This is a genomic window from Amycolatopsis sp. H20-H5 (assembly GCF_035828755.1).
In the GTDB taxonomy this organism is placed as follows: domain Bacteria; phylum Actinomycetota; class Actinomycetes; order Mycobacteriales; family Pseudonocardiaceae; genus Amycolatopsis.
Genome location: NZ_JAYMZS010000003.1, coordinates 148546 through 163215 on the forward strand (window position 1 = coordinate 148546; position 14670 = coordinate 163215).

The 14670-nt window shown below is 67.9% G+C and carries 19 protein-coding genes and 1 pseudogene; 12 read left to right on the top strand and 8 right to left on the bottom strand.

The features are described from left to right. The first annotated feature begins 128 nt into the window (after window positions 1-128). From QMK34_RS02645 to QMK34_RS02660, 4 genes are all read left to right on the top strand, one after another. Entirely contained in the window at window positions 129-962 is an 834-nt protein-coding gene (locus tag QMK34_RS02645) for a polysaccharide lyase family 7 protein (RefSeq protein ID WP_326410993.1), read from the top strand. A gap of 392 nt (window positions 963-1354) precedes the next feature. Continuing rightward, window positions 1355-2581 carry an HNH endonuclease signature motif containing protein gene (locus QMK34_RS02650; RefSeq protein WP_326410995.1) on the top strand — a complete coding sequence of 409 codons (1227 nt, stop codon included), beginning with the start codon at window positions 1355-1357 and terminating at the stop codon, window positions 2579-2581. A gap of 314 nt (window positions 2582-2895) precedes the next feature. Then, the gene (locus QMK34_RS02655) at window positions 2896-3162 is read left to right on the top strand and encodes a DUF6924 domain-containing protein (RefSeq protein WP_326410996.1); all 267 of its coding nucleotides are present in this window, start codon (window positions 2896-2898) and stop codon (window positions 3160-3162) included. A gap of 36 nt (window positions 3163-3198) precedes the next feature. Further along, window positions 3199-3948, top strand: coding sequence for a class I SAM-dependent methyltransferase (locus QMK34_RS02660; RefSeq protein ID WP_326410998.1), 750 nt, complete (start codon window positions 3199-3201; stop codon window positions 3946-3948). A gap of 33 nt (window positions 3949-3981) precedes the next feature. On the opposite strand, the gene QMK34_RS02665 is transcribed toward QMK34_RS02660, so the two are convergent. Next, window positions 3982-4209: a hypothetical protein gene (locus QMK34_RS02665; protein WP_326411000.1), complete on the bottom strand. Its 228-nt coding sequence runs from the start codon at window positions 4207-4209 to the stop codon at window positions 3982-3984. Between the two features lie 42 nt (window positions 4210-4251). Between QMK34_RS02665 and QMK34_RS02670 the strand changes: the two genes are divergently transcribed. The 3 genes from QMK34_RS02670 to infA all read left to right on the top strand — a co-directional run bounded on the left by QMK34_RS02670 (window position 4252) and on the right by infA (window position 6088). Then, a complete protein-coding gene (locus QMK34_RS02670; RefSeq protein ID WP_326411002.1) occupies window positions 4252-4824 on the top strand; it encodes a hypothetical protein in 573 nt (190 codons plus the stop codon). A gap of 224 nt (window positions 4825-5048) precedes the next feature. Beyond that, on the top strand, window positions 5049-5816 hold the full coding sequence (locus QMK34_RS02675; RefSeq protein ID WP_326411004.1) for a GNAT family N-acetyltransferase: 768 nt from the start codon (window positions 5049-5051) through the stop codon (window positions 5814-5816). A 50-nt stretch (window positions 5817-5866) separates the two neighbouring features. After that, window positions 5867-6088 (top strand): translation initiation factor IF-1, encoded by a 222-nt coding sequence (gene infA, locus QMK34_RS02680; protein ID WP_326411006.1) that lies wholly within the window; start codon window positions 5867-5869, stop codon window positions 6086-6088. 159 nt (window positions 6089-6247) lie between these two features. On the opposite strand, the pseudogene QMK34_RS47660 reads toward infA, so the two are convergent. The 3 genes and pseudogenes from QMK34_RS47660 to QMK34_RS02690 form a co-directional block, all read right to left on the bottom strand. Beyond that, window positions 6248-6514 (bottom strand): annotated as a pseudogene (locus tag QMK34_RS47660) (2-oxo acid dehydrogenase subunit E2); the annotation flags it as partial. Next, the gene (locus QMK34_RS02685) at window positions 6489-6716 is read right to left on the bottom strand and encodes a 2-oxo acid dehydrogenase subunit E2 (RefSeq protein WP_326411008.1); all 228 of its coding nucleotides are present in this window, start codon (window positions 6714-6716) and stop codon (window positions 6489-6491) included. The pseudogene QMK34_RS47660 and the gene QMK34_RS02685, both read right to left, overlap by 26 nt. Window positions 6717-7041: 325 nt before the next feature. Continuing rightward, window positions 7042-7203: a hypothetical protein gene (locus QMK34_RS02690; RefSeq protein ID WP_326411010.1), complete on the bottom strand. Its 162-nt coding sequence runs from the start codon at window positions 7201-7203 to the stop codon at window positions 7042-7044. Window positions 7204-7291: 88 nt separating this feature from the next. Here QMK34_RS02690 and QMK34_RS02695 point away from each other — a divergent pair, with 88 nt between their 5' ends. Beyond that, window positions 7292-7864, top strand: a complete 573-nt coding sequence (locus tag QMK34_RS02695) for a TIGR03086 family metal-binding protein (protein ID WP_326411012.1) — start codon at window positions 7292-7294, stop codon at window positions 7862-7864. A 7-nt stretch (window positions 7865-7871) separates the two neighbouring features. Here QMK34_RS02695 and QMK34_RS02700 read toward each other — a convergent pair whose 3' ends face one another. Beyond that, a complete protein-coding gene (locus tag QMK34_RS02700) occupies window positions 7872-8342 on the bottom strand; it encodes a thioesterase family protein (RefSeq protein WP_442785088.1) in 471 nt (156 codons plus the stop codon). Window positions 8343-8570: 228 nt separating this feature from the next. Here QMK34_RS02700 and QMK34_RS02705 point away from each other — a divergent pair, with 228 nt between their 5' ends. Next, window positions 8571-9542, top strand: coding sequence for a hypothetical protein (locus tag QMK34_RS02705; RefSeq protein WP_326411016.1), 972 nt, complete (start codon window positions 8571-8573; stop codon window positions 9540-9542). A 131-nt stretch (window positions 9543-9673) separates the two neighbouring features. On the opposite strand, the gene QMK34_RS02710 is transcribed toward QMK34_RS02705, so the two are convergent. Beyond that, a complete protein-coding gene (locus tag QMK34_RS02710) occupies window positions 9674-10144 on the bottom strand; it encodes a GNAT family N-acetyltransferase (protein WP_326411018.1) in 471 nt (156 codons plus the stop codon). Window positions 10145-10315: 171 nt separating this feature from the next. On the opposite strand from QMK34_RS02710, the gene QMK34_RS02715 reads away from it, so the two are divergent. After that, a complete protein-coding gene (locus tag QMK34_RS02715; protein ID WP_326411020.1) occupies window positions 10316-11032 on the top strand; it encodes an SDR family oxidoreductase in 717 nt (238 codons plus the stop codon). A gap of 170 nt (window positions 11033-11202) precedes the next feature. On the opposite strand, the gene QMK34_RS02720 is transcribed toward QMK34_RS02715, so the two are convergent. Then, window positions 11203-12030: an NmrA family NAD(P)-binding protein gene (locus QMK34_RS02720; protein WP_326411023.1), complete on the bottom strand. Its 828-nt coding sequence runs from the start codon at window positions 12028-12030 to the stop codon at window positions 11203-11205. Window positions 12031-12111: 81 nt separating this feature from the next. On the opposite strand from QMK34_RS02720, the gene QMK34_RS02725 reads away from it, so the two are divergent. Next, complete coding sequence (locus QMK34_RS02725; RefSeq protein ID WP_326411026.1) at window positions 12112-13056, top strand: AraC family transcriptional regulator; 945 nt, start codon at window positions 12112-12114, stop codon at window positions 13054-13056. A 52-nt stretch (window positions 13057-13108) separates the two neighbouring features. Here the strand turns inward: QMK34_RS02725 and QMK34_RS02730 are convergent, their stop codons facing one another. Then, window positions 13109-13990: an SDR family oxidoreductase gene (locus tag QMK34_RS02730; RefSeq protein WP_326411029.1), complete on the bottom strand. Its 882-nt coding sequence runs from the start codon at window positions 13988-13990 to the stop codon at window positions 13109-13111. A gap of 85 nt (window positions 13991-14075) precedes the next feature. Here QMK34_RS02730 and QMK34_RS02735 point away from each other — a divergent pair, with 85 nt between their 5' ends. Beyond that, window positions 14076-14654, top strand: a complete 579-nt coding sequence (locus QMK34_RS02735; RefSeq protein ID WP_326411031.1) for a TetR/AcrR family transcriptional regulator — start codon at window positions 14076-14078, stop codon at window positions 14652-14654. Window positions 14655-14670: the final 16 nt, after the last annotated feature.

Below are 14670 nucleotides of genomic sequence, written 5' to 3' on the forward strand. Positions count from 1 at the left end.
CAATACAGATCTTAACCTCCTGCGTTATCGCTCGACGCTTCCGCATCATTTTTTTACGTATGTGAACAAATGATGCGAGAGTCCTCACCCCCGCTTCGTTCGCTTCCCCACCGCGAAAGGACGACACCATGCACAGGCGTGCCATGTTCACCTTTCTCGCGATTCCCGCCTTGCTCGGTGGGACCGCGGTTTCCGCCGGGGCAGTCCCCAGCTCCGGCACCGTCCCAGCACATTTCCAGTCCCATGTCAGCGAATCCGCCTACGCGCCACTCGCCGATCCGTCGGTGGCACCGGGAGGCAACTTCGACCTCGCGACCTGGCAGCTACAGGAGCCGGTGGGATCGCCGGGGTCTCCGACGACGATCTCGTCATCGCGACTGCAAGGCCCGAACGGATTCCAGGACTCATATTTCTACACCGACACCCGCGACGGCGCGATGACCTTCTGGGCGCCGGAAAAAGGGGTCACCACTCCCAATTCCAATTACGCCCGATCCGAGCTGCGCGAAATGAACCGGAGCGGCTCCGCGGCCAACTGGTCGTTAAGCGGTTCACACAAGCTGAGCGCGACACTGCGCGTGGTATCGGTGACGTCCAACGTTTGCGTCGGCCAGGTCCACCTGGGCACCGGCGGCACGTCGACGAAACCGCTGCTCGAACTGTACTACCGCGCCAACGGCGACATCGTGCTCGGCACGGAGGACTCCCCCACCGGGGGCCAGACTTCACACCCGGTCGGCCACGTGTCGCTCGGGAAAACCTGGACCTACACGATCGGCATCTCCGGCGGCAACACCATCGACCTCACGGTAAATGGCACCACCACCCACTATAGCATCCCCTCCTCGTTCAATCAGTACAATCAGTACTTCAAGGCCGGGTCCTACAACCAGTCGTCCTCGGACAGCACAACAAACGGCGCACGAGTCGCTTTCTACGGGCTGACCGTGTCCCACAGCTGACCGAAGAGCATCACCGAGCTCCAGCGACAGCTGGTCACCTGGGCGGAAACCTTGCGGGGTATCCGCCCAGGTCCATACTGGATCCTGTTTTCCGACGGGGAGCTGACCGCCGGACTTCCGGCTGTCGAACGGGATCTATCCTAAGCGAAGGGTCACCCAGGTCCACCCTATATCCACATAGGACGAAAGTGCCGCGACGTGGTCCGCCTGATCCCGACTTGCACGATTACGAAGGTCCCTGAAGGCCACCATGACGGCGTTAAACGCCGTCATGGTGGCCTTCAGGGACCTTCGCTTTTTGTTGTCTTGTAGGGGTTTCTGGCTTCAAAAAAGGTGGTCGGTCGTACCTGAACGGGTGATGATTCGAACAAATGTTCGGGTAGAGTGAGGGTGTGAGTGTTGATGAGGTGGTGCCGGTGTGGCAGCTTTCCGATGGGGAGCTGGCTGCTGGGCTTCTTGCTGTCGAGCGGGATTTGTGTCGTGTGTATGCGCGGATGCTGGATCTCGTCGGCGACATCGACAAGCGCGGTTTGTGTGTGGAGAAGGGTTTTCGTGACACGGCGACGATGCTGGCACTGTCGTTGCGGGTGTCGAAGAGGGAAGCCTCCGCTCGTGTTGCTCAGGCTTCTGCTGTTCTTCCGTTGATGCGGAAGGCGTTGGAGTCCGGGGAGATCAACCGGGAACACGCCCACGAAATCGAACACGTCCTCTCGCAGGCTCCGGACTCAGTGTCGGTGGAGGAGGTCGCGGCGCACGAGGCCACCCTGGTCGAGTTGTCGCAACAAGCGATCCCCGCCACCGTTCGTAAAGTCGGTCGGCGGGCGCTGGGCTACTGGGACGTGCTGGACAAGAAGCCGGAGGATCGTGAGCGGGACCTGTCCCGTCCCCACCGCGAGTTTCGCTACTCGTTCACGCGGGATGGGCGGATGAAGTACTCGGGTGAGTTTGATCCTGAGGCTGGTCATTTCGCGGAGGACATGTTGATTCCGTTGGCGAAGCCTGATCCGGTTGATGTGTTCGGTAACCGGGATCCGCGGACGGCGGCGCAGCGCCAGGGTGATGCGTTGGCGGCGATCTTCGACCTCGCCGCCCGCTCTCCGGATTTGCCGGTCAAGGCTGGTGAACGGGCGGTCGTCACGGTGACGATCGGACTGGAAGAGTTGGAACGCCGCGCAGGCATAGTCATGCTCGACGGATACGGCGCCATGAGTGTGAGTCAATTGCGGCGGATGTGCTGCGACGCGAAAGCCGTACCGGCGGTACTGAACGGCGCCAGCGAAGTCCTCGACCTGGGTCGGGCGGTTCGGACGGCAACCCCGGCGCAACGGCGGGCATTGATCATCCGGGATCGTGGGTGTACCGGTCCGGGGTGTTCACGAGGCCCGAAATGGTCCACGCCACACCACATTGTGTATTGGAGTGATCCCGGCGGTGTCGGAGGCCCGACGGACATCGTCAATCTCGGACTCGCCTGCGAGAGACATCACCACCTACTCCACCATGGCGGCTGGGATATGCTGCTGCGCAACGGAATCATCAAATGGATCCCACCTGCGTGGCTGGATCCGGAGCGAAGACCCATCCGCAATACCGCACACGACCCACCCCGGACCGAGTAAGAGTGCGTCTCCTGTCGTTCGTGTCAGTGATGGAGACGGTGACTTCGAGCGGCAGCCCGGTGAACCGAGTTAGACACGGTCCACCGGTCGTGGTCCCTTTGCGACTCCAGCCGTTGAGGTCCCGGCTGTCGAGTTCGTCCAGCATCGCGTGACGCAAACGAGAAGTAAGGTACAGAAAGATGTCCAAAGGTCACTGAACTCGTGAAACGTGAGATGTCCACGCATACGCTGGGCCACGGTATGGGCCAACAAGATCCGCAAGTACGTTCCGGAGGGTCTGCTCACGGATGTCCGGGTCGTGGATGATCCCGGCTATGACGGTGCGACAGCGCAGGAGCTGCTCGGCCTGGTCCCGGAATGATGCCGGGTACGTGTACCTGGCTGTTGCCGATGAGCTCACCTCAGCGTCGGTGGAGCGGCCACAAGACCACAGCCTGCTCTTCATCGATTTTGGCGATGAGGAAGAATCAGGCGGCACGCGTGCCCCAGCCTCCGAAATCGCCTCGATCGATGCCAATCTGTCGCTGGCGAACGTGGAATTCAGCGAGTACGCCGAAGCTGCGGACGAGTACCAGGCGTAACACCGGGATGCGGGCAGCTGTGCCATGATTGATCGTATGACTCCGGTTCCAGAAAATCACGTGCTGCCCGCACATCCGGCACGGGCAAACGACTATGACAGCTTGGCCGAGGGATATACGGCCGAGAACGAGACCAGCCTCATGAACGCCTACTACGAACGGCCCGCGACCCTGGCGCTTGCCGGGGACGTGACCGGGAGGCGGATCCTCGACGCCGGCTGCGGTTCGGGCCCCCTGTTCGCGGCGCTACGCGACGGAGGTGCCACCGTGAGCGGCTTCGACGGCAGCGCCGGAATGCTGGAGCAGGCCCGGCGAAGGCTCGGTGTCGACGCAGACCTGCGGGTCGCCGACCTGGCCGGTCCGCTGCCCTATCCCGACAACGCGTTCGACGACGTCATCGCGTCGCTGGTGCTGCACTACCTGCAAGACTGGGGACCGACGCTCACCGAGCTGCGGCGGGTGCTGAAGACCGGCGGCCGGCTCATCGTCTCGGTCGACCATCCCTTCTTGATCAACCTTCTGCAGCGCCAGGCCGGGCCAAGGCCCGACTATTTCGAGACGGACAACCGGATCGAAGAATGGACCATGGGCGGCCAGACCGCTCGGCTGAGCTTCTGGAACCGGCCGCTGCACGCGATGACCGACGCCTTCACCGCGGCCGGCTTCCGGATCTCCGTCATCAGCGAACCCCATCCCGTGCCTGCCGCAAGCGAGGTGTTTCCCGATGACTTCCCCATCCTCGACACCTTTCCGAGCTACCTGTTCTTCCTCCTGCACAACGGCTGACCGCCGCGGCGAGCGGGCGGGGCACCTCGGCCGTCAGGTCGGCAGCGGCGGGTAGTCGACGTAGCCGCTGTCGCCGCCGCCGTAGAACTTCGACGAGTCCGGTTCGGCGAAAGGTCCGCCCAGTTCCAGCCACCGGGGGAGGTCCGGGTTCGCCACGAACAGGCCACCGAACGAGATCATGTCCGCGGTCCCGTCTTCGACGAGTGACAGGTCGGCGATGCTCGTGCGGTTCGGCGCGGTGCCGGGATTGAGGATCAGCACGTTCGTCCATTGTGTACGCAACCGGTGCGTCAGGTCCCGGTCGTGCCCTTCGGAGACGCTGAGATAAGCGAGGTGATCATCCCGATGATCGTGTCCAGCCCGGCCTCGACCGGCTACGGGCTCGGCGCGGCCCCCAGCCTGACCGGGATGATCCTGATCCCCGGCGGGTTGCTAGGCGCGACGGCGGCGACCATGGTGACCAGGCTGGAGAGACTGACCGAGCCCCGTGCCTTGATGGTCATCGCCGGTTCGGTCGTCGTCACGTCCGTGGCGTTGCTGCTGCTGGCCGGCGGGCAGGTGGTCTCCGCCACGCTGGGTGGGCTCGGGATGACGGAGGCGATGAACATCGTCGTCGCGGCCATGCCGCCGGAGCGGGTCGCCAGCGTCGGCGGCCTCAACCACGTGCTGCGCAGCATCGGTGGCGCCCTCGGCGGCCAGATCGGCGGCAGCATCCTGGCGGCCGACTTGCTCCCCGGAACGCCGTATTCGAGCTGGTCCGCCTTCAGCACGACGTTCTGGATCGGCTCGGCCATCGCACTGACCGCGGTCGCGGCGAGTTTGTTCCTGCGCCCGCGGGTGAAAGCCGAACCCGAATTCGGCACCAGCCTGGCTTGACGGCCCGCCGGAAAAGGGTTGGGCGGGAGGACGTCCGGGTTGCTACTGTGCGGGAGACCGTGACATCACACCAGGAGGTGAGACCCATGAACGCTGTATCGCGATGGGTGCTCCCCCTCGTAGTCACGATCGGGCGATCGACGTAGGTGTCGCCGGGAGCGCCTCGACAACCAGGCACTCCCGAAAGGCAACACACGATGAATTCTGTGCATTTCACCTCAGGCATGAGAGAGCACACGGTCGCGGTCACGCAGGTCGCGCAACACCAATGGCACGCGCTGGAGGACGACCAGGTGGTCGGCCGCGGCGACGCCACACGCAGGCCCGACGGGCGGCTCTTCCTCAGCATCGACTCGTGGCACGACGCGGTCTTCAACCACCTCGCCGAAACCATGCTGGCGCACCTGCCGAAGCCGCTGTACACGGTGGTCGACGACGCCGACCTTGACTTGACGGCCGGGTGGGAGCGGGTCGGCTTCACTACCCGGCGCCGTGAGTGGGAGTACCTCGTGCCCACCGACCCGCGGGTCACCGGGCTCCATTCGGGGCCGCCGCCGGGCGTGACGATAGTGCCCGTCGGTGAAGCCGCTCAGGGCCCACTGCGCGACTTGGACCGCGCGATTCGCGACGAAGTCGAGTCCACCGTAGGCTGGCAGGCCATGCCTGCCGAGGTGCTGCCCCGCCCAGCCGGGACTACCCTGGTGGACCCGCTGAAGTACGCCGTGGCAGCAGAGTCCGATCGCTACGTGGGACTGGTGCGGCTGGCCGCGGTGGTCCGGCAGCCGCGGATCGGGCTGATCGCGGTCCGGGCAGGCCACCACCGCCGCGGGATCGCGCGGGCGCTGCTGACCCACGTGCTGGGTTCGCTGCACCACTCCGGAATCGAAACGGCATCGGCCGACGTGAACGAAGCCAACAAGGCAGCCATGGCGCTGTTCGACGGCGTCGGTGCCCGGCCTGCGAGCAGCAACCTGGAACTGGTGCTTCGCTGACACCTCACCACCACACCGTACGACCGAACCGATCAGAGAAATGCGAGAACATGTCGAAAACAACAGGAGCCATCGAAGTCGAGGGCACCGTCGTCGAGTGTCTGCGCAACGCACTCTTCAAGGTGGAGCTCGAGAACGGGCACCAGGTGCTCGCCCACATCAGCGGGAAGATACGGAAGAACTACATCAAGATCCTGCCGTTTGACCGGGTGCTGGTGGAGCTCAGCCCGTACGACCTCACCCGCGGCCGGATCCGCTTCCGGTACCGGTAGCGATGACCGGGCTGGTCTCGGAAGGGACCAGCCCGGCCGCCTTACAGTTCCGCGGCCCAGTCGCGGTTTTTGAGGATGTCCTTGACCCGCGGGAGGAACCGCGTACATGGCGTCGATCGCGCGGTGGTCGAAGCTGAGCGCGAGGTTGCCGACCGGGCGCACGGTGACGCAGTGGCCGCCGCCGGGCAGTTTCACCGCCACGGGCCTGGGCCGCACGGCGTCGGTGGCCGGGATCGCGACCTGCGGCTGGTTGATGATCGCCCCGGTCAGCAGGGTGCCGTATGGGCCCGGATTGCTGATCGTGAACGTGCCGCCCGCCAGGTCGTCGGCACCGAGTTCGCGCGACCGCGCCCGGCGTGCCAGCTCGGCGACCTCGCGGCCGAGTGCGCCGAGCCGCTTGTCACCGGCGTCCCGCACGACCGGCACCCACCAGGCCGTCCGCGTCGAGGTCCACCGCGACGCCCAGGTGCACGGCCCCGTACACGAGCAGCTCGTCGTCCCCCACAATGGCGTTGACGTGGGGGAACCCGGCGATGGCGTCGACGACGGCACGGAGGATGAACGGCAGGTAGGTCAGCGGCTTGACCAGGACGGCCTCCACTGCGGAGAAGTCCACTTCGAACGCCATGAAAGTGTGTGGTGACACAGTCCTCCGGCGCCAGCCACGGCGAATACAGCTGATGGTGCTTCGCCGCCGATCCGAAGTCCCAGAGCATCGGTTTCCCGGTCCGCGTCAGCAGCGCGTACCGCGTCATCCTGTCGCCGAGCGCCCCGCCGATCCAGGTCTGGGTCGTGTAGCGGATGTTGTAGAAGTCGAACAGCAGGAAGGCGCCGCATTCGCCGGCTTCGAGGGAGGCGCGGGCCCGTGCCAGCCGATACTCGCGCAGCCTCGGGAAATGGACCCGTTCCTCGAAGTCGACCGCGCCGTGTCCGGGTGCGGGAGCGGGCGGCCGTCAGGCATCCGTGCCCCCGTCCAAGCCGTCGGCCTCCTCAGGGTTCAAGGCCAGCCCGGAGCGCCGGGCCTGTTCTTCGATGAGCACGGCGAAGTCCTGCTCGACGAGCCCGGCGCCGATCGCGGACGCCACCAGCTGCGCGGTCGCGGACGCCACCGGCATCGGCGCCTCCAGTGTGCGCCGCGCTGTGCCAGTGCTGCCGCAAGACGACACGACGGAAACTGTCGGTGGGGAGACTTACGATGCGGTCATGACTGACGCGACCACACGGATCGGCACGATGGCCACCGAAGCGGTGGCCCTGCTCATCGAGGCCGTGGAACGGACTTCGCCGGAGAGCTGGGACCAGCCGTCCAACCTCGACGACTGGAGCCTGCGCGAGCTGGCGGGTCACGCCACCGGGAGCGCGGCGAAGATCGTGACACTCGTCGAGGACGGGGAGGTCTGGGGCCGCTCCGAGCCGCTCGACTGGGTCTGCGAGGACCCGGCCGCACGGCTTCGTGAGCTGGGCGCCCGGCTGCGGGGTGCCCTGCCCGGCGCCGACCTCGACGCGCCACGGGTGTCGCCGGAGGGCGAGGTCCCGCTGCACCGGGCGCTGACCTACCCCGTTTCGGACCTGGTCCTGCACAGCTGGGACCTGCACCGTTCGCAAGGACGGCTGGTCGAGCTGCCCGAGAGCCTCCTGACGTTCTGCCGGGAGCTGGTGGAAACGGTGCCGGAGGACAGGCTGCGGCGCCCCGGTGGGTTCGGGCCCGCCCAACCCGTCACCGAGGGCTCGACCCCGACCGCCCGGCTGATGGCCCACCTCGGGCGGTCGGTTTGAGCGGACCTCAGGCGCGCGGCCAATCGGCCCCGAGAGGGGGCAGGCCGAGCAGTTCCGGGTGGGTGGCGTTCACACGCCACTGCTCGGCCGGGTCGTCGACCAGGCGTCGCCGAGTCAGGTCGAGCAGGCCTGACACGCTTTCGACCTCGGCGATCAGCGTGCCCTCGCCGGTGTTGAGTTCTTGCGTGACACGCCACGTCTTTCTCCCCGGCTCCCACAAGAAGGTGCACGACACGACGAGGTCGGCCGGTTCCGTGAGTTCGCGGCGGAAGCGGACGGTGGTTTCGAGATTGACCGGGCCGAGGCCCGACGCGGTCAACCGGGTGAGGTCCACCCCGGCGGCGGTCAGGCATCGCCAGCGGGCGTGATCGGCGTAGGCCAGGCGGGGGCGGCGGGAACTCGCGATACACCGAGGTCCGCAGCACGCCGCCGTCGGCGACGGCCGCGCGTCGGCGCAGGGGAACGGCCATGGGCCCAGTGTCCCCCAGTCCGAGGTTCACGACCGCTCGGCCGCCCTTACGGACGTCTCGCCTCGCGTGCGGCCCTTCCCTTTGGGGAATCGCTTACCGCGAGTCCGGATCTACAGTCTTCGTGATCATCCACAATGCACGAAGACGTGGGGGAAATGATGCACGGACTCAACCACCGCCTCCGGAAAACCTGGCATACGTGCCGGTTGTTCGTTGTCCTCGGTACGTTGTTCACGATGTTCACCGCGGGTGCCGCAGTGGCGGCCGCGGCTCCCGCGGATCCGGCGTGGAGCGTCGGAATCAGCGCGGACAACGGGAATCCCTATGTCACGCAGTACGTCACCATCACCGCGACCGCGAATCGGACGGTGACCGGGACGCCGTACTGGATCAGCGTCTACGAATACGTCGGCAGCCAGTACCAGCTCATCGCCGAGTGCGGTGGCGGGACCGTGTGCCGAGGCAGCGTCGTGCGCAACCAGGCGGCGTCGGCGACCTACAAGGCGTATGTGTCCCTGAAGCCGATCGGCCCCCCGCCACCGCCGGGGGTGGTGGCCGAGTCCAACCCCGGCCCGCCGCCGGGAGGCGGGTTCCCGCTGCGCGTCGAATGGGGTTGGGGAACCGTCGTGGTGACCACGACGCCGACGACGACCACCGTCGGCGGGCCCGTCACGGTCACCGCCTCGGTGCCCTACGACGTCGCCCCCACCGGTGCGACGCTCGAGGTCTACGGCAACGAGGCCGGCGGCACCACGTTGGCCACCTGCCGCAGTGGTTCGAGCTGCACGGCCACCGTCGCGCAGCCGGCGGCCGGGTTCCACCACTACAACGGTGAGCTGTCCCGCGCCGATCTCTTCTTCTACCTGTTCTCCCAGGGCGCCTACGCGACCTGGTCCACGACAGGGTGGCGCACGTCACTGTCACTGACCCACGTGAGCTCCGGGTCCGCGACCGTCCACGCGACCGCGAACGGCGACGTCGGATCCTCGCCGTACGCGATCACCATCTACGACGAGGCGACCAACCAGACCCTCGCTTCGTGCAAAGCGGGATCGACGTGCGATGCCACGCTCTCGACCGGCCGGTCGACGGTGGACGCGGACCTGGTGGCCTTCGTCTCGGCTCCCTACACCGGTCCCCGGTACCCGGCGAACATTCAGGCCAACTCGAATTCCGTTCTGGTGCACATCCCGGGCATCATCGCCTGACCTTGGCCGCTGCCCGGCCTTGACGGACTCGGTCCGGTGTCGTCCGCATCGCGGGCGTCACCGGCCCGGGTCCGCGTCACCGCACCGGCCGCGAATCTCGCACGTCTGGTGGCCTGTCCTGCTCACCCCCCTCAGCGCTGGGTGGAGCTCTGGTTCGCGTCGCGCCGGTAGCTGTAGTGGATGAACCCCTCGTGGAACTTGCCCACCTTGTCGTACAGCGCGCGAGCCGGGGCGTCTTCCAGCGTGTTCCAGTAGAGGCCGGGGAAGCCCTGCTCCTCGGCGTCCCGCGCCACCCACTCGATCATCGCCGTCGCGATCCCCCGCCGCCGGAGTTCCGGATCCACGAACAGGTCCACCAGATAACACTTTCCGGAGTACCAGACACTGGCGTGGAACAGGTAATGCGCGACGCCGACCACTTCGTCGTCCAACCGGGCGCCGATCGCGCGTATCCGCTCGTCGTCGAGCAGGCGTCGCCAGGTCCGTTCGTAGGCGTCGTCACCGCGTTCGACCTCGAAGAAGGTGTCTTTGCCACGGGCCAGCACTTCCCAGCAGGCGCGGTCGGATTCGGTCAGGAAGCTGATCTCCACCATGGCGTCCATCCTGCCCTCCCGTCAGGTCCGCGGTGGCCCGACATCAGGAAACGGTCGGCTTCGCGTCGAGCGTGGCGGCTTCGACGCCGACGGACTAGATTCGAGGTCATCCCCGGCGATCACCTCACGACGGGCTGAGCAGGGGGAACGATTACGGGCGCATACAACGGAAAAAACGTCGTGATCACCGGCGGCAGCAGCGGGATCGGACTCGCGACGGCGCAACTGCTGGTGGACGGAGGCGCGCGAGTGCTGATCACCGGACGCACCCCGGCCACCCTCGATACCGCCCGTGACCGGCTCGGCGACAACGCGGTGACCATGGTCAGCGATGCGACGTCACTGCCGGCCATGGAAGCGCTGGCCGACCGCGTGCGCACCGAGTTCGGCACGATCGACGCCCTGTTCGTCAACGCGGGCGGCGTGCGGTTCGAGCCTTTCGAATCGATGTCGGAGCAGGTCTACGACGAGTTGTTCACGGTGAACGCGAAGGGGCCGTACTTCACCGTGCAGAAGCTCGTTCCTCTGTTGCGGGAAGGCAGTGGGGTGGTGCTGACCACGTCGGTCGCGAACGTACTGGGCACCCCGATGATCAGCGCCTACTCGGCCGCCAAAGCGGCGCTGCGTTCGATGACCCGCAGCCTCGCCCGGGAGCTGCTGTCGCGGAAGATCCGCGTCAACGCGATCAGCCCCGGTTCGATCGACACGGGCGCGCTGGAGCGGTCCATGCCCGCGGAAGCCGCGCGGCAGACCCGCGCGCAGATGACCGCGGACAGCCCCATGCTGCGCTTCGGCGACCCCGGCGAGATCGCCAAGGCGGTCGCGTTCCTCGCGTTCGACGCCACGTTCACCACCGGTGCCGAGCTCGCCGTGGACGGCGGCGAGTCCCAGCTCTGACCGGTGCCCGGCCGGGGGCCCGGAGTCGGCCGCGGTCGCTGTGATCGTTGCCACCTCGCGCCGCTGTCACGTTCGGCGCTCGAAGGGCTACGAGCGCGCATCGGCACCGTCTCCTGATCGGCTGACAGACCGTCCGAAAAGGACTCAACGGGCGGCCCGCGACGTCCGGGTCAGTTCCAGTGGCCCGCGGCGGCGGCTTCGGCGACGTAGTCCTCGAACGGCTTCGGCCCTCGGCCGAGGGCCCGCTCCACACCGTCGGCAACGGAGTCGCGCGAGCCGGTGCGGACCTCCACGAGGAGCCCGGTGAGCATCCGCGCCGCGGCGGCCGGGACGCCGTTGGCGATCTGGAGCTCGACGAAGGCCTCGGGTTCGATGTCGACGTGCCGGACGGTGCGCCCGGTGGCCTTGCCGATGAGCTCCGCCGCCTCCCCGACGCTGATCGCCCGTGGGCCGGTCAGCGGGTAGGTGTGGCCGCTGTGCCGGTCTTCGGTCAGCGCGGCCGCGGCGACTTCGGCGATGTCCTCGGCGTCGACGAACGGCGTACGCCCGTCACCGGTGGGCAGGGTCAGTGCCCCGTCGAGGACTCCCCTAAGCCAGAAGGCCTCGCTGAAGTTCTGTGAGAACCAGTCCGGCCGCAGGATGGTCCAGTCGACGCCCGCGCCGCGCACCGCCCGCTCGGCGAGCTTGAGGGGATGGCTGTCGTCGGCCTCGTCGACGCCGTGGGCGGACAGCAGCACCAGCCGTCGCACCCCCGCGGCGACCGCTTCGGTCACGAACCCGGGGACGCGCGCCACGCCCATCCCCCCGTTGGGTTCCATGACATAAACGGCGGTGACGCCGTCCAGCGCGGGCGCCCAGGTCTGCTGGTCTTCCAGGTCGAACCGGATGTCGCCGCCGGTCCGGGACGCCGCCCGGACAGGCTGCCCGGCGGCACGGAGGCGGCGAGTGATGCGGCGACCGGTCTTGCCGGTGCCGCCGAGGATCAGGGTGGTGGTCATGTCCCCTAGCGAACTCCGATTCCTGAAGACGATCCATAGTATTTCGTCGCTAATACCTTTGTGATCGTCTAAGGTGGCGGCATGGACGTCCTCAGCGATCTGCTGCACCGGGCCCACGCCAGGAACGCGCTGGTCAGGCAGTTGATCCAGCGGCCGCCCTGGTCCCTGACCTTCGCCGACTCCCCACCGCTCACGGTCATCGCCACGCTCGGCGGCCACGCGTCGATCCGGCTGGACGACTCCGGCGCCGCGCCGACCCGCCTGGCCGCTGGCGACATCGCCCTCGTCAGCGGAACCGGCCACCTCACGATCGCCGACGATCCGTCCACCGCGCCGCAGGTCGTGATCCGCGGCGGCCGGAAATACCGCCCCGGCGGGGGCGACGAGATGACGGGTGACCACCTGAGCCTGGCGCCGCGCACCTACGGCGACGGCCTGCCAGGGGCGACGATCATGCTCCGGGGCGCCTGCGAACTCCGGGGCGACGTCAGCGATCGCCTGCTGGACATGCTCCCGCCGCTGGCGGTCGTTCCCGCCGGGCCGCGAACCAGGGCGGCGCTGGAGCTGCTCACCACCGAGACGGCCTGCGACGAACCCGGCCAGGACGCCGTCCTCCACCGGCTGCTGGACCTCGTGCTCGTACTGGCGCTGCGGGCGTGGTGCGCCAGACCGGAGGCGGCGGCCCCCGCCTGGTACCGGGCATTGGCCGATCCCGTCGTCGGCGACGCGCTGGGCCTGGTGCACGAGGAACCCGCTCGCCGGTGGACGGTCGCCGCGCTGGCCACCGAGGTCGGCATGTCCCGCGCCGCCTTCGCCGCCCGCTTCACCGGCCTGGTCGGCCAGCCGCCGCTCACCTACCTCACCGGCTGGCGGATGACCTTGGGCGCGGACCTGCTCCGCGACACCGAGACGAGCGTCGCCGCGGTCGCCCGCGAAGTCGGCTACGAGGACGCCTTCGCCTTCAGCGTGGCGTTCAAGCGCGCCCGCGGCGTCAGTCCCTCGGCCTGGCGCCGCCAGGCGCGCTGAGCCGGGTCTCGCGCCAGGAAACGGGATCGGCGACCGGCGCGCAGGAATCGTGTCAGGGTTGGAGGTTTTCCAGGTCCTCGAGAAGGCTCGGGTGCTTCGGCTCCCAGCCGAGCGTTTCCCGGGTATGGGTGCTGGACGCGGGTTGGTCGATCGCGAAAATCGGGCCGAGCGGGCCGTAGGTCTCCTGGGGCACCGGCTCGACCGGCAGCCCCAGCCGTCGGCCGACGACCGCCGCGATGTCACGCACCGCGTCGCCCTCGTCGGCCACCGCGTGCCAGGAGGTCCCGGCCGGTGCCTGCTCCAGCGCCAGCCGGAAGAGGACGGCCGCGTCGAGGGCGTGCACCGCAGGCCAGCGCTGCGCGCCGTCACCCGGGTAGCCGGACACGCCGGTTTGGCGCGCGATGCCGGTCAGCAATCCGGCGAATCCGCCTTCGCCCTCGTTGTGGACGGTCCGCGGCAGGCGCACGGCGACCGTCCGGACCCCGCGCGAGGCCAGGTCCAGTGCAGCCGTCACCGCGCGGGCGCGACCGCCGACCAGCCCGTCGGTCCGCAGCGGGTCGGCCTCGGTGGAGCGGCGGCCCGGCAGGTACGGCGTACCCGAGACCGTGACGAAGGGCCGGTCGCTGCCAACGAGCTCCTCGCCAAGAGCCGCGATGGCGGCACTCTCCTCGGCGACCGCCGTCGCGACGGCCTCCGCGGTGCTGAAGTCGGCGCTGAACGCCAGGTGGATCACCCCGTCGGCCTGAGCAGCACCGGTGCGGAGGGCGTCCAGATCGGCGAGGTCTCCCCGCAGGGACTCGGCGCCGGCCGCCTCGACGGCCAGCGCGGACGCCTCGGAGCGAGCGAGCGCCACCACGGTGTGACCGTTGCCGAGCAGCTCGGCGACCACGGCGGAGCCGATCAATCCGGTGCCGCCACTGACGAAAACATGCATGGAACTCTCCTGGAAGTGATGGGACTAGTGTCTCATCACCATACCAGAGTGATGCGACACTAGTCCCATCATCTACGATCGGCCGATGGCACGATGGGAACCAGGGGCGCGGGAACGGCTCGTCGTGGCCGCGGTCGAACTGTTCACCGAGCAGGGATACGACGCCACGACGGTCACGCAGATCGCCGAGCAAGCCGGGGTCACGAGAAGTACCTTCTTCCGGTACTTCCCCGACAAACGCGATCTCCTGGTAGCCGGGCAGGAGACACTGAGCCAGCTGCTGGCCGACGGGATCGCCGAGGCGCCTCAAGGTGCCAGCCCGCTCGAAGCGGTCGCCGCCGGTCTCGAGCGCGCGTCGAGCGCGATGGGCCCGATGAACCGCGAGCTCGGTCCCCGCCTGAAAGCGGCCGTCGCGGCCAGCGCCGAACTCCAGGAGCGTGACGCCCTCAAGAGCGTCGGCCTCGCCGCCGCCATGACCACCGCTCTCGTCGCCCGCGGCGTGCCCGGCCCGACCGCCCATCTCGCGGGCGAGCTGGGCGTCCTCGCCTTCAAGATGGGCTACGCCGGGTGGTCCGAGGCCGACTGCGAAACCGCGGGCGAGCTCGCGCCGTACACCTTGACAGCACTGGACGAACTGCGGGCAGCGAGCGCGTCACTGGGCTGACCGGGCCGGTTTCCGC